Consider the following 13,290-nt stretch of genomic DNA (forward strand, 5'->3'; position numbering starts at 1 on the left):
CCACCTCCTCCGATCCGGTGTCCACGCCCACCGGGCGGGGCCCCGCGGGCCTCCGACCTGCCGTCCGGGGCCTGGCCGTCCGGGGCCTGACCGTCCGCCACCGCCGCACGACCGCGCTGGACGGGGTGGACCTCGCCCTCGGCACCGGCGTGCACGGCCTGCTCGGCCCGAACGGAGCGGGGAAGACCTCGCTGCTGCGGGTGCTCGCCACCGTCGCCCGCCCGGCCGCCGGAGAGGTCCGCCTGCTCGGTCTCACCCCGGGCACGCACCGCGAGCGGACGGAGATCCGGCGCCGGCTGGGCTACCTGCCACAGGAGTTCGGCCACTACCCGTCCTTCACGGTGCGCGACACGCTGGGCTATTTCGCCTGGCTGAAGGAGCTGCCCGGCGCGAAGGCACCCGCCGCCGTCGAACGGGCGGCCGAGCTCGTAGGGCTCGGGCCCTCCCTCGACCGGAAACTGGGCACCCTCTCCGGCGGCGCGGTCCGCCGGGTCGGCATCGCCCAGGCCGTCCTCGGCGGACCCGAGCTGCTGCTCCTCGACGAACCGACGGCCGGCCTGGACCCCGAGCGCCGAGTGGAGTTCCGGGCCCTCCTGCGCGAACTGGGCCGCGACACGACCGTGCTGGTCTCCACGCATCTCGTCGAGGACATCGGCCCGGCCTGCGCGGAGGTGACGCTGCTGGAGTCCGGCCGCGTCGCGTTCCGGGGCACGCCGGAGGAACTGGTCGCGTGCGCGGACACGGACACCGACGCGCCCGGCGACAACCCGCTGGAACGCGGCTACACCAGCGCGCTGCGACGCCACCGGCGCGAGTGCAGGACGGACAACCACGGCACGCGGCACACCCGGAAGGCGGCGCTCTGATGTCCCCCACACCGCTGATGACGGACGGCGCCCCGGACACCGCGGCCCCCGCGAAGCCGGACCGCGCCACCCCGCGCTCCCCCACGCTCGCCGTTCTCCGCACGGAGAGCCTGCGCGGCATCGCGCCGTGGACCTTCGCCGTCTGCCTCGCGGCCCTGCTGATCGCCGTGTTCGGCGGACACGACCGGTACCGGGCGGACTGGTCGGCCATGGCGCAGCTGCTGCGCACACTGCACATCCTGCTGGGCCCGTTGGTGGCGGGCGCCGCCTGCTGGGAGGCCGGGCGGGAGCGGCGCCGGCACACGGCCGAGTGGGCTGGCGCGACACCCCGGCCGACGCTGCACCGGCTGACCGCCGGTCTGCTCCCGGTGTGGCTGGCGGCCGTGGCCGCCTATCTCGTCACTTGGGTCATCATGACCGCGCTCACCTGGCCGAACGCCTCCACGTACGGGCATCCGCAGCTCGGCCCCGTGATCGCGGACCTGGCCGCGGTGGCGGCCTTCGCCGCGGGCGGGCACCTCCTCGGCCGGTACGTCCCGTGGTGGTCCATGGCCCCCTTGGTCGCGGTGGCCGGCTACGCCGTTCTCAGCCTGTGGAACGTACCGGCGAGCAGCGGCGTCGCGCAGCTGCTGCCGGCCTCGTTCGACCCCCGGGAGGGCCACGCGCTCGCCGGGTGGGCGAACGCGGCGCACACGGCCTGGTTCGCCGGGCTGGCCGCGGCCATGCTGCTGGCCGCCGGAGCGCGCCGGAAGTGGCTGGTGGCGCTGCCGCTGGCGGTGGCGGTCGCCGGGGCGGTGCCCCTGCTCCAGCAGCCCGGCAAGGTGTGGGTGTACGACCGGGCCGCCGTGGAGCTCGTCTGCGAGGGGGAGCGCCCACAGATCTGTATGCGCCGGGCGCACGAGGGCATGCGCGAGCGGGTGGCCGGCCCTGTCCGCTGGGCGTACGGCCTGACCGCGGGGGCACCGGGCGCGCCCGCACGGTTCGAGGAGAGAGCGCCGGGCGGCCGCCCCTCCGCGGGTCCGGAAGCCGTGGAGATCCGCATCGTCCACCGCGGCGCCCTCGGGAGCGACCGGCGGCTCGACTACTTCCAGCGCGACGCCATCCTCCAGTCCCTGCTCTCCTGGGACTGCCGGAGCGAGGGCACCCGCCCCGAGTGGGGCCACGAGGTGCTGCTGTGGGCGCACGGCCAGTGGCCCGGCGCCATGGACGACCGCCTGCTCGACACCCCCGTGGTGCAGGCCCTGGACGCGATGAGCCGCGCGGAACGCGCGGCCTGGTTCGCCGACTGGTTCGCCGCCGCCCGGGCCTGCGACCCGGACCGGGTCACCCGGCCGTAGCGGCGGGGGAAAGTCCGGGCCGGCCGGCCGGGTGGATCACTACCCTGGGCGGCACCTCCCGCCGGCCCGCCGCGCCGCACGGGAAGCATCGCCACCCGCCCGCCGCCCCGGCTTCCCGAACCGGGGCGCTCCGAGAAGGACCCGGTCCGCCCATGCAGCCCGCACCGTCCCCGTCGTCGCCGTCCCCGTCGTCCCCGCCGCCGGCCGCGTCCCCGGGGCCGGACACGGTCGCGGTGCACGGGGACGACGGCCCGGACGGGGAGCCCGTGGTCGTCGAGCGGCGGAACGGCCCGTACGGCGAGGTGGTGCTGCGGCGGCGCGGCGGGCGGTACGAGATCATCGCCAACGGCTGCTTCCTCATGGACACCTCCGACGGCCGCTCCGAGCGGCTGCTCGTCGACGCGGCCCTGGCGGCGCTCCCCGCGGACCGGCCGCGCCCCTCCGTGCTGATCGGCGGTCTCGGTGTCGGTTTCTCGCTGGCCCGGGCCGCCGCCGAGCCGCGCTGGGGACGGATCGCGGTCGTGGAGCGGGAGGAGGCGGTGATCGGCTGGCACCGTTCCGGGCCGCTGGCCGCGGTGTCCGGCCCGGCGCTGGCCGACCCCCGGACGGAGATCGTCCACGCCGATCTCGTCCGCCACCTGAGCACCGCGCCGCGCGGGGAGACCTTCGACGCGCTCTGCCTGGACATCGACAACGGCCCCGACTGGACCGTCACCGAGGGCAACGACAGCCTCTACACCCCGGACGGTCTGGCCGTCTGCCGGGCCCGGCTGACCCCGGGCGGCGTGCTCGCCGTCTGGTCCGCCCGGCCGTCCGCCGCTTTCGAACAGGCCTTGCGGAATGCCGGGTTCCTCAGGGTACGGACGGAAGAGATCCCGGTTGCCCGGGGCGTACCGGACGCCGTGCATCTCGCCGTCGGTCCTGCGTAGCCGCGCCCCTCGCCCTGCCTTTACGCTGCTAGCCAGCACGCGCCGCGGCAGACACGGGGCACCAGGCACGGGGACAGCAGGGGCAGACCGAAATGGACCAGATACAGAACGGCGCGGGCGGCACCGCGGGCGCCACCACCGGCAACCAGCGCCGGGTCCTCGTCGTCGAGGACGACACGACCATCCTGGACGCGATCTCCGTGCGGCTGCGCGCCGAGGGCTTCCAGGTACAGACCGCGCACGACGGGCCCTCCGCCGTGGAGACCGCGCAGACGTGGCAGCCCGACCTGCTCGTCCTCGACGTCATGCTGCCGGGCTTCGACGGGCTGGAGGTCTGCCGCCGGGTCCAGGCACAGCGCCCGGTGCCGGTGCTGATGCTGACCGCGCGCGACGACGAGACCGACATGCTCGTGGGCCTCGGCGTCGGCGCCGACGACTACATGACCAAACCCTTCTCGATGCGCGAACTGGCGGCCCGGGTGCACGTCCTGCTGCGCCGCGTGGAGCGGGCCTCGCTCGCCGCGCACACCCCGCGCAGCGGCATCCTCCGCCTCGGTGAGCTGGAGATCGACAATGCGCAGCGGCGGGTGCGGGTGCACGGCGAGGACGTCCATCTCACCCCGACCGAGTTCGACCTGCTCGTCTGCCTGGCCGCCACCCCCCGCGCCGTGCTCTCCCGGGAGCAGCTGCTGGCCGAGGTCTGGGACTGGGCGGACGCCTCCGGCACCCGCACCGTCGACAGCCACATCAAGGCGCTGCGCCGGAAGATCGGCGCCGAGCGGATCCGCACGGTCCACGGCGTCGGCTACGCGCTCGAGACCCCGGCCGCACCCGCACCGTGATCAGCCGCCCGCCCGGGCCGGCGAAGCCCGGCCTGTGGGCGCGCTTCTGGGAGAGCCTGCGCCCGCTGGACCCGTACCGTTCGGTGAAGGCGGCGCTCGGCGCGCTGGTGATCAGCTCGGTGACGATCACCACGCTGCTGGTGGTGATGGCCCTGAACACGGCCACCGAGCTGCGCATCGTCACGATCTTCTCGATCATCGCCACCATGCTGATCACCCAGTTCGTGGCGCACGGGCTGACCGCCCCGCTGGACGAGATGAAGACCGTCGCCCGCGCCATGGCCAACGGTGACTACAGCCGCCGGGTCCGCGAGCACCGCCGCGACGAACTGGGCGAGCTGGCGCGGACGTTCAACCACATGGCGGCCGATCTGGAGGCCGTGGACCGGCACCGCAAGGAGCTGGTGGCCAATGTCTCGCACGAGCTGCGCACCCCCATCGCGGGGCTGCGGGCGGTGCTGGAGAACGTCGTCGACGGGGTCTCGGAGGCCGATCCGGAGACCATGCGGATGGCCCTGGGGCAGACCGAGCGGCTCGGCCGGCTGGTGGAGACGCTGCTCGACCTCTCGCGCATCGACAACGGCGTGGTCCCGCTGCACGCCCGGCGCTTCGAGGTCTGGCCGTATCTCTCCGGGATCATCAAGGAGGCCGGCATCGCCAACGCGGCGCGCGGCCGGGCCGCCACCACGGGCCTGCCGGGCCGGGCGGACGTCCATCTCCATCTGGACGTCTCACCGCCGGAGCTGACCGGGTACGCGGACGCCGAGCGGCTGCACCAGGTGGTGGCCAACCTCGTCGACAACGCGATCAAGCACAGCCCTCCGCAGGGCCGGGTGACGCTGCGCGCGCGCCACGGCGAGGAGCCGGGGAGCGTGGTGCTGGAGGTGCTGGACGAGGGGCCCGGCATCCCGGAGCCGGAGCGGGCCCGGATCTTCGAGCGCTTCAACCGCGGCCGCGTCTCGACCCCGCACGGCCCCGGCAGCGACGGCGGCACGGGGCTCGGGCTGGCCATCGCCCGCTGGGCGGTGGATCTCCACGGCGGCTCGATCGGTGTGGCCGAGTCGCCGCGCGGCTGCCGCATAAAGGTCACTCTCCCGGGCAGCCGTCAAGGGCAGGGTTGACGTAGGGTGCGGAAGCGGAAGCGCCCGTTCGGATGGGATGCCCACGGCATCCCGGCCCGCGGCGCGCGGCCGGAGGTCGCGGCAGCGGGAGGCCGTCGCCGCCCGGCGGCGATCCCCGGGATCCCGCACCGACGCGAAACCTGGGGATTTTCCCGCCGCGCGCTGCCCCGAAACCAGTCGGTCAGTGTGACTTGCGCGACGACTGACCAGCCCGGCCTGCACCGGACGCGGTAAGAGGCGTAGCCTTTATTTCCGCTGTCCACCACCTTAGGAAGCGGAAGAGGGCGGTAGCCGCCGTGTCGCCACAGTCCCCCAACACTTCGAGCGTCTCGACCGACCGGGACGGACGGGGTAACAACCCCGCAGCCGCCTTCGGTCCCAATGAGTGGCTCGTCGACGAGATCTACCAGCAGTACCTCCAGGACCCGAACTCGGTCGACCGAGCCTGGTGGGACTTCTTCGCCGACTACAAGCCGGGAGCCGACACCGGGTCGGCAGCGGCCGCCCCGGCCAGGCCCGCCCCGGCAGCGAACGGCGAGGCGGCATCCGCGCCGCCGGCCGCACCCGCACCGGCCCGGGCCGCCGCGCCCGCGGCGCAGCCGAAGCCGGCCGCCGAGCCCGCCGGGCAGAAGCCCGCCGAGCGGAAGCCGGCGCCCGCCCCCGCGGCGAAGGCCCCGGCCGAGCCGGCGGCCAAGCCCGCCGAGGCGCCCGCGAAGAAGGCACCGGCCAAGGCCGCGGCCGAACCCGCGGCGCCCGCCGAGGGGCCGGAGTACGTCACGCTGCGCGGCCCGTCGGCCGCCGTGGCGAAGAACATGAACGCCTCGCTGGAACTGCCGACGGCCACCTCCGTCCGCGCGGTCCCGGTGAAGCTGCTGTTCGACAACCGCATCGTCATCAACAACCACCTGAAGCGGGCCCGGGGCGGGAAGGTCTCCTTCACGCACCTCATCGGCTACGCCATGGTGCAGGCGCTCAAGGCCATGCCCTCGATGAACTACTCGTTCACCGAGCGGGACGGCAAGCCGACGCTGGTCAAGCCCGACCACGTCAACCTGGGCCTGGCCATCGACCTGGTGAAGCCGAACGGCGACCGCCAGCTCGTCGTCGCGGCGATCAAGAAGGCCGAGACGCTCAGCTTCTTCGAGTTCTGGCAGGCGTACGAGGACATCGTCCGCCGCGCCCGCGCGAACAAGCTGACGATGGAGGACTTCACCGGCGTCACCGCCTCCCTCACCAACCCCGGCGGCATCGGCACCGTGCACTCCGTGCCGCGGCTGATGCCCGGTCAGGGCCTGATCCTCGGTGTCGGCGCCATGGAGTACCCGGCGGAGTTCCAGGGCACCTCCCAGGACACGCTCAACAAGCTCGGCATCTCCAAGGTCATGACGCTCACGAGCACCTATGACCACCGCGTGATCCAGGGGGCCGCCTCCGGCGAGTTCCTGCGGATCATGAACCAGCTGCTGCTCGGCGAGAACGACTTCTACGACGAGGTCTTCAAGTCGCTGCGCATCCCCTACGAGCCGGTCCGCTGGCTCCGCGACATCGACGTCTCGCACGACGACGACGTCACCAAGGCGGCCCGGGTCTTCGACCTGATCCACGCCTACCGGGTGCGCGGCCACGTCATGGCCGACACCGACCCGCTGGAGTACATGCAGCGCAAGCACCCCGACCTGGACATCATCGAGCACGGCCTCACCCTGTGGGACCTGGAGCGCGAGTTCGCCGTCGGCGGCTTCGCGGGCCGCTCGATGATGAAGCTCCGCGACATCCTCGGCGTGCTCCGGGACTCGTACTGCCGCACCACCGGCATCGAGTTCATGCACATCCAGGATCCCAAGGAGCGCAAGTGGATCCAGGACCGCGTGGAGCGCGGCCACGACCACCCGGAACGCGAGGAGCAGCTGCGCATCCTGCGCCGGCTCAACGCCGCCGAGGCGTTCGAGACGTTCCTGCAGACCAAGTACGTTGGCCAGAAGCGCTTCTCGCTGGAGGGCGGCGAGTCCGTCATCCCGCTGCTGGACGCGGTGCTCGACTCGGCCGCCGAGTCGCGGCTGGACGAGGTCGTCATCGGCATGGCCCACCGCGGCCGGCTGAACGTCCTGGCCAACATCGTCGGCAAGTCCTACGCGCAGATCTTCCGGGAGTTCGAGGGCAACCTCGACCCGAAGTCGATGCACGGCTCCGGCGACGTGAAGTACCACCTGGGCGCCGAGGGCACCTTCACCGGCCTGGACGGTGAGCAGATCAAGGTCTCGCTCGCCGCCAACCCCTCGCACCTGGAGGCCGTCGACCCGATCGTCGAGGGCATCGCCCGCGCCAAGCAGGACATCATCGGCAAGGGCGGCACGGACTTCACCGTCCTCCCCGTCCAGCTCCACGGCGACGCGGCCTTCGCCGGCCAGGGCGTCGTGGCGGAGACGCTCAACATGTCCCAGCTGCGGGGCTACCGCACCGGCGGCACCCTGCACATCGTCATCAACAACCAGGTCGGCTTCACCGCCGCGCCGGAGTCGGCCCGCTCCTCCATGTACGCCACCGACGTGGCCCGCATGATCGAGGCGCCGATCTTCCATGTGAACGGTGACGACCCGGAGGCCGTGGTCCGCGTCGCGCGGCTCGCCTTCGAGTTCCGCCAGGCGTTCAACAAGGACGTCGTGATCGACCTGATCTGCTACCGGCGCCGCGGCCACAACGAGTCCGACAACCCGGGCTTCACCCAGCCGCTGATGTACGACCTGATCGACAAGAAGCGCTCGGTGCGCAAGCTCTACACCGAGTCGCTGATCGGCCGGGGCGACATCACCGTCGAGGAGGCCGAGCAGGCGCTCCAGGACTACCAGGGCCAGCTGGAGAAGGTCTTCACCGAGGTCCGCGACGCCACCGCGGCGCCGATGGCCCCCGAGGTCCCGGAGCCGCAGGCCGAGTTCCCGGTGAAGGTCGACACCGCGATCTCCTACGAGGTCGTCAAGCGCATCGCCGAGTCGCAGACCAACATCCCCGACCGGATCACCGTCCACCCGCGGCTGATGCCGCAGCTCCAGCGCCGCGCGGCGCAGGTCGAGGACGGCACGATCGACTGGGGCATGGGCGAGACCCTGGCCATCGGCTCGCTGCTCATGGAGGGCACCCCGGTCCGCCTCGCGGGCCAGGACTCCCGCCGCGGCACCTTCGGCCAGCGGCACGCGGTCCTCGTCGACCGGGAGACCGGCGACGACTACACCCCGCTGCTGTACCTGTCGGAGGACCAGGCCCGCTACAACGTCTACGACTCACTGCTCAGCGAGTACGCGGCGATGGGCTTCGAGTACGGCTACTCGCTGGCCCGCCCGGACGCCCTGGTGATGTGGGAGGCGCAGTTCGGCGACTTCGTCAACGGCGCGCAGACCATCGTGGACGAGTTCATCTCCTCCGCCGAGCAGAAGTGGGGCCAGACCTCCGGCGTCACCCTGCTGCTGCCGCACGGCTACGAGGGCCAGGGCCCGGACCACTCCTCGGCCCGGATCGAGCGCTTCCTCCAGCTCTGCGCGCAGAACAGCATGACGGTCGCCATGCCCACCCTGCCGTCGAACTACTTCCACCTGCTGCGCTGGCAGGTGCACAACCCGCACCACAAGCCGCTGATCGTCTTCACCCCGAAGTCGATGCTCCGGCTGAAGGCGGCGGCGTCGAAGGCCGAGGAGTTCACCACCGGCGGCTTCCGCCCGGTGATCGGCGACGACACGGTGGACGCGGCGGCCGTCCGCAAGGTCGTCTTCTGCTCCGGCAAGGTCTACTACGACCTGCTCGCCGAGCGGGAGAAGCGCGGTGCCCACGACACCGCCCTGGTCCGGCTGGAGCGGCTCTACCCGCTGCCCGGCAAGGAGCTCCAGGCGGAGATCTCCCGCTACACCAGCACCGAGAAGTACATCTGGGCGCAGGAGGAGCCGGCGAACCAGGGCGCATGGCCCTTCATCGCCCTCAACCTGATCGACCACCTGGACCTCTCGGTCGGCGCGGGCCTCCCGCCCGCCGAGCGGCTGCGCCGGATCTCCCGGCCGCACTCCTCCTCCCCGGCGGTCGGCTCGGCCAAGCGCCACCAGGCGGAGCAGCAGCAGCTCGTCAACGAGGTGTTCGACGCCTGATCCGGCACCTGTCCGGCACCTGTCCTCCGGACACGGCAGCACGGCGAACGGGCCGGGCCCCCACCCCCGCGGTGGGGGCCCGGCCCGTTCCGCGCCGGTGCCCCGGCCGCCGCACCGCCCGGGCTTCCCGGGGCCGCGGAGGGCCCTCCTCCGGACGGGAATATCCTGACCCCGCCCCATCCCACCGATCGTCCTGGCGGAGCGCACGTTGTATTTCACCGACCGCGGTATCGAGGAGCTGGAGAACCGGCGCGGCGAGGAGGAGGTCCCGCTGTCCTGGGTGGCCGAGCGGCTCCGGGAGTTCGTCGACCTCAACCCGGACTTCGAGGTGCCGGTGGACCGCCTGGCCACCTGGCTGGCCCGCCTCGACGACGAGGACGACGAGTAGCCGCTACGGCGACCGGCCGGCTCAACCCCGCACGCACTCGCTGCGTGCCGTGCCGGGCCGGGCCGCACCGGCCGGCCTCGCCTGTTGACTTCCCCCATCCGCGATATATCGTGTCTTCCGGTAGACGCGATATGTTGCGTGCTGCCGTCCGCCCGGAGGAAGGTCAGGTCAGGCCCATGCCAGCCCGGTCCCAGTGGTCCGTCACCGAGGCGCGCAAGTTCGTCCTCGACGCACCCGTCACCGCCGTCCACGTCCGCGTGGTGGGCGGCAACGTCAACATCGTGGGAACGGAGGGCTGCGGCCCGGCCCGGCTCCACATCGACGAGCTGCACGGGCCACCGCTCACCGTCGTCCACGAGGACTCCACCCTGACCATCGCCTACGACGACCTGCCCTGGCAGGGCTTCCTCCAGTGGCTCGACCGCAAGGGCCGGGACCGCGAGGTCACCGTCTCGGTGACCGTCCCGGCCGGCAGCCGGGTCAAGGTCGGCACGGTCGGTGCGGGCACCGTCGTCTCCGGGGTCTCCGGCGGTACGGATCTCCGGGGCGTCTCCGGGGACAGCACCCTCGCCGGGCTGAGCGGCCGGGTCCGCGCCGAGACCGTCTCCGGCCGGGTCGAGGCGCAGGCCGTCACCGGCGATCTGCGCTTCAACTCGGTCTCCGGCGACCTCACCGTCATCGAGGGCTCCGGCCGCTCCGTACGCGCCGACACGGTCAGCGGCAACATGGTCATCGACCTCGCCACCGCCGGCTGGGAGTCGGACGTCCGGCTGAACACCGTCTCCGGCGAGGTCGCCGTCCGGCTCCCGCGGCGCGCCGACACCACGGTCGAGGCGCACACCGCGGGCGGAGCCGTCTCCTGCGCCTTCGAGGATCTCGACATCGACGGCCACTGGGGCGCCAAGAAGATCAGCGGCCGGCTCGGGGACGGCGGCGGCAGGCTGAGGGTCACCAGTGTCACCGGCGCCATAGCGCTGCTCCGCCGCCCTCCGGGGGCCGAGGAGGACCCGGTCCCGGCCCGGGTCCGGCCGCCCCGTCGCGGCCCGGGAACGGACCCGCGCGGCGGGCCGGGGAACACGGCCGGCGCCTCGGAGGAGGCACCCGGTCCGGACGCGGCGGACACCACGGACTCCGCGGACACCACGGACCCCGCGGGCTCGGCGCACACCGCGGACGACAAGAAGGTGCTCTGACATGCCCCCCGTCTTCGCCCACGGCCGGCTCCGCCTCTACCTGCTCAAGCTGCTGGACGAGGCACCGCGCCACGGCTACGAGGTGATCCGGCTCCTGGAGGAGCGCTTCCAGGGCCTCTACGCGCCGTCCGCCGGCACCGTCTACCCGCGCCTCGCCAAACTGGAGAGCGAGGGCCTGGTCAGCCACGCCACCGAGGGCGGCCGCAAGGTCTACACCCTCACCGAGGCCGGACGGGACGAACTCACCGCGCGCCAGGCAGAATTGGCGGATCTGGAGCGCGAGATCCGGGAGTCCGTCGCGGTCCTGGCCGCCGAGATCCGCGAGGACGTGCGCGGCTCCGCCAGCGAGCTGCGCCGCGAGATGCGCGCGGCGGCCGAGCGGGCCCGCACGGCCCGCACCTCCGGCACCGCCCGCGCGCACCGCGGCGAGTACGGCAGCGGCCCCGCGGAGCCCGGCGCTCCCGGCGACGGGGGCGCCCGGCGGCGGGCCCAGGAGGAAACCCGCCGCGCCAAGGAACGTCAGGCGCACCGCGCCGCGCAGGAGAGCCGCCGCGCCGAGCGGAAGGCCCGGCGGGCCGGCGGGCCGGCCCGGGACGCCCAGGACGCCGTCGTGGAGGAGATCCAGCGGCTCGCCCGCCGCCTCCAGGACCAGACGCAGGAGCACATCCGCACCGGCGACTGGCAGCGCGCGGTGCGGGAGGGTTTCGCGGAGATCACCCGCGAGGTCAACCGCTTCTCGGGCGGCCCCGGCGGCCGGACGGGCGCCGGCCCGGGCCCGGAGACGAGCACAGAGACGAGCACGGACACCGGTATGGCTCCGGAGACCGGCACCGCGCCCGGCACCGCCCCGCCCGAGCCCGAGTGGGCGCGGGAGGCCCCGGAGCCCTCCGGGGACCCCGTACGCGACCTGGAGCGGCTGCTGGACCGCTTCCGCGACGACATCCGCGACGCGGCCCGCGACCACGGCGTGACGGAGGAACAGCTCCGGGAGGCCCGCCGCCACCTCTCCACGGCGGCCGCCCGCATCGGAGTCGTACTGCGCGACCCCGACCGCCCCTGACCGGCGCGCGGCCGGACGGCAGTACGGCACGCCGCGGCCCCCTCCGGACTCCCGGAGGGGGCCGCCGCCGTACGCGCCCGGAAAAACGGGCCCCGGGCCGGCCGGACCGGGCCCCGGAGGACCCGGTCCGGCGCGTCACACCGTGAGCACGATCTTGCCGAAGAGGTCGCCGCCCGCCATCTTCTCGAAGCCCTCCCGCGCCCGGTCCAGCGGCAGCACGGAGTCGATCACGGGCCGCACGCCCGCGCCGGCGCAGAAGCTGAGCAGGTCCTCCAGCTCGTCCTTGCTGCCCATCGTGGAGCCGACGACCTTGAGCTCCAGGAAGAAGATCCGGTTCAGCTCGGCGCTCTTCGGGTTCGGCCCGCTGGTCGCCCCGGAGATCACCAGAGTGCCGCCCGGCTTCAGCGACTTGACGGAGTGCGACCAGGTGGCGGCGCCCACCGTCTCCATCACCGCGTCCACCCGCTCCGGCAGCCGCGCGCCGGGCTCGTACGCCTCGTAGGCGCCCAGCTCCACCGCCCGCCGCCGCTTGGCCTCGTCCCGGCTGGTGGCGTACACCCGCAGCCCGGCCGCCCGGCCGAGGACGATCGCGGCCGTGGCCACGCCGCCGCCGGCGCCCTGGACGAGGACCGCGTCCCCGGGCCGGACACCGGCGTTGGTGAAGAGCATCCGGTACGCGGTCAGCCAGGCGGTCGGCAGACAGGCCGCCTCCTCGAAGCTGAGCTCCTTCGGCTTGGGCAGCACGTTCCAGGCGGGGACGGTGACCTGCTCGGCGAAGGTGCCCTGGTAGCGCTCGGTGAGGATGGAGCGCGGCTCCTTGGGGCCCACCCCGTGGCCGCTCTGGCCGATGACGGAGTGGATCACCACCTCGTTGCCGTCCTCGTCGGTCCCGGCCGCGTCGCAGCCGAGGATCATGGGGAGCGCTTCCTCACCGAGACCGACACCGCGCAGGGACCACAGGTCGTGGTGGTTGAGCGAGGCGGCCCTGACGTTGACGGTCGTCCAGCCGGAACGGGCCGTGGGCGCGGGGCGCTCACCCACTTCCAGTCCGTTGAGCGGCTGGTCACGGTCGATACGAGCTGCGTAGGCGGCGAACATGATCCGACCCTAGATCGCCGGGGCGAGCCCACGGAACCACGCACGGGTGTGACGCGCGCCGCGTGCCCCCGGCCGGCGGCCCCGGCGCCTCCCCGTTGCCCCCGCGCCCCCCGCTTGAGGAAGCGGGCGGGCAGCGAGGGGCGGCCGGGAGGGCAGTATTCGCGGCCGCGCGCAGCACGGGAGACCGGGCCCGCGGGAGACGTGCGCAGCGCGGGAGACGTCCGCGGACACACCGGCGCCGTGGCACCACCCCCGAGGCGGCACCACGGCACGGAAACCCGGACCCGGCACGGCCCGCCCCGGCGGATCGGGGCAGCGGCCGGTGGAGC

At 73.5% G+C, this 13,290-nt stretch carries 10 protein-coding genes; 9 read left to right on the forward strand and 1 reads right to left on the reverse strand.

The genetic code is table 11. The features are described from left to right. The first annotated feature begins 71 nt into the window (after positions 1–71). From SXIN_RS09715 to SXIN_RS09755, 9 genes are all read left to right on the forward strand, one after another. Positions 72–866 (forward strand): ATP-binding cassette domain-containing protein, encoded by a 795-nt coding sequence (locus SXIN_RS09715; protein WP_050930933.1) that lies wholly within the window; start codon positions 72–74, stop codon positions 864–866. Then, the gene (locus SXIN_RS09720) at positions 866–2,203 is read left to right on the forward strand and encodes a hypothetical protein (protein WP_019710093.1); all 1,338 of its coding nucleotides are present in this window, start codon (positions 866–868) and stop codon (positions 2,201–2,203) included. Before SXIN_RS09715 ends, SXIN_RS09720 begins: the two co-directional genes overlap by 1 nt. 152 nt (positions 2,204–2,355) lie before the next feature. Then, positions 2,356–3,132, forward strand: coding sequence for a spermidine synthase family protein (locus SXIN_RS09725; protein ID WP_019710094.1), 777 nt, complete (start codon positions 2,356–2,358; stop codon positions 3,130–3,132). Between the two features lie 92 nt (positions 3,133–3,224). Then, positions 3,225–3,974 carry a response regulator transcription factor gene (locus SXIN_RS09730; protein ID WP_019710095.1) on the forward strand — a complete coding sequence of 250 codons (750 nt, stop codon included), beginning with the start codon at positions 3,225–3,227 and terminating at the stop codon, positions 3,972–3,974. Continuing rightward, positions 3,971–5,095 carry a HAMP domain-containing sensor histidine kinase gene (locus tag SXIN_RS09735; RefSeq protein ID WP_019710096.1) on the forward strand — a complete coding sequence of 375 codons (1,125 nt, stop codon included), beginning with the start codon at positions 3,971–3,973 and terminating at the stop codon, positions 5,093–5,095. The genes SXIN_RS09730 and SXIN_RS09735 overlap by 4 nt, the downstream gene beginning before the upstream one ends. Positions 5,096–5,391: 296 nt before the next feature. Next, positions 5,392–9,222 (forward strand): multifunctional oxoglutarate decarboxylase/oxoglutarate dehydrogenase thiamine pyrophosphate-binding subunit/dihydrolipoyllysine-residue succinyltransferase subunit, encoded by a 3,831-nt coding sequence (locus SXIN_RS09740; protein WP_095756867.1) that lies wholly within the window; start codon positions 5,392–5,394, stop codon positions 9,220–9,222. Between the two features lie 208 nt (positions 9,223–9,430). Next, the gene (locus SXIN_RS09745; RefSeq protein WP_019710098.1) at positions 9,431–9,610 is read left to right on the forward strand and encodes a DUF6104 family protein; all 180 of its coding nucleotides are present in this window, start codon (positions 9,431–9,433) and stop codon (positions 9,608–9,610) included. 176 nt (positions 9,611–9,786) lie between these two features. Next, a complete protein-coding gene (locus tag SXIN_RS09750) occupies positions 9,787–10,803 on the forward strand; it encodes a DUF4097 family beta strand repeat-containing protein (protein ID WP_095756868.1) in 1,017 nt (338 codons plus the stop codon). Position 10,804: 1 nt separating this feature from the next. Beyond that, on the forward strand, positions 10,805–11,863 hold the full coding sequence (locus SXIN_RS09755; RefSeq protein ID WP_095756869.1) for a PadR family transcriptional regulator: 1,059 nt from the start codon (positions 10,805–10,807) through the stop codon (positions 11,861–11,863). Positions 11,864–11,998: 135 nt separating this feature from the next. On the opposite strand, the gene SXIN_RS09760 is transcribed toward SXIN_RS09755, so the two are convergent. Next, positions 11,999–12,961: a zinc-binding dehydrogenase gene (locus SXIN_RS09760; RefSeq protein WP_019710101.1), complete on the reverse strand. Its 963-nt coding sequence runs from the start codon at positions 12,959–12,961 to the stop codon at positions 11,999–12,001. Between the last annotated feature and the right edge of the window lie 329 nt (positions 12,962–13,290).

Source organism: Streptomyces xinghaiensis S187 (assembly GCF_000220705.2).
Lineage (GTDB): Bacteria > Actinomycetota > Actinomycetes > Streptomycetales > Streptomycetaceae > Streptomyces > Streptomyces xinghaiensis.

Excerpts from the sequence above, each read along its gene's own strand:
- SXIN_RS09720 (WP_019710093.1), top strand. The coding sequence starts at position 866 with ATGTCCCCCACACCGCTGATGACGGACGGCGCCCCGGACACCGCGGCC.
- SXIN_RS09725 (WP_019710094.1), top strand. The coding sequence starts at position 2,356 with ATGCAGCCCGCACCGTCCCCGTCGTCGCCGTCCCCGTCGTCCCCGCCG.
- SXIN_RS09730 (WP_019710095.1), top strand. The coding sequence starts at position 3,225 with ATGGACCAGATACAGAACGGCGCGGGCGGCACCGCGGGCGCCACCACC.
- SXIN_RS09750 (WP_095756868.1), top strand. The coding sequence starts at position 9,787 with ATGCCAGCCCGGTCCCAGTGGTCCGTCACCGAGGCGCGCAAGTTCGTC.
- SXIN_RS09755 (WP_095756869.1), top strand. The coding sequence starts at position 10,805 with ATGCCCCCCGTCTTCGCCCACGGCCGGCTCCGCCTCTACCTGCTCAAG.
- SXIN_RS09760 (WP_019710101.1), bottom strand. The coding sequence starts at position 12,961 with ATGTTCGCCGCCTACGCAGCTCGTATCGACCGTGACCAGCCGCTCAAC.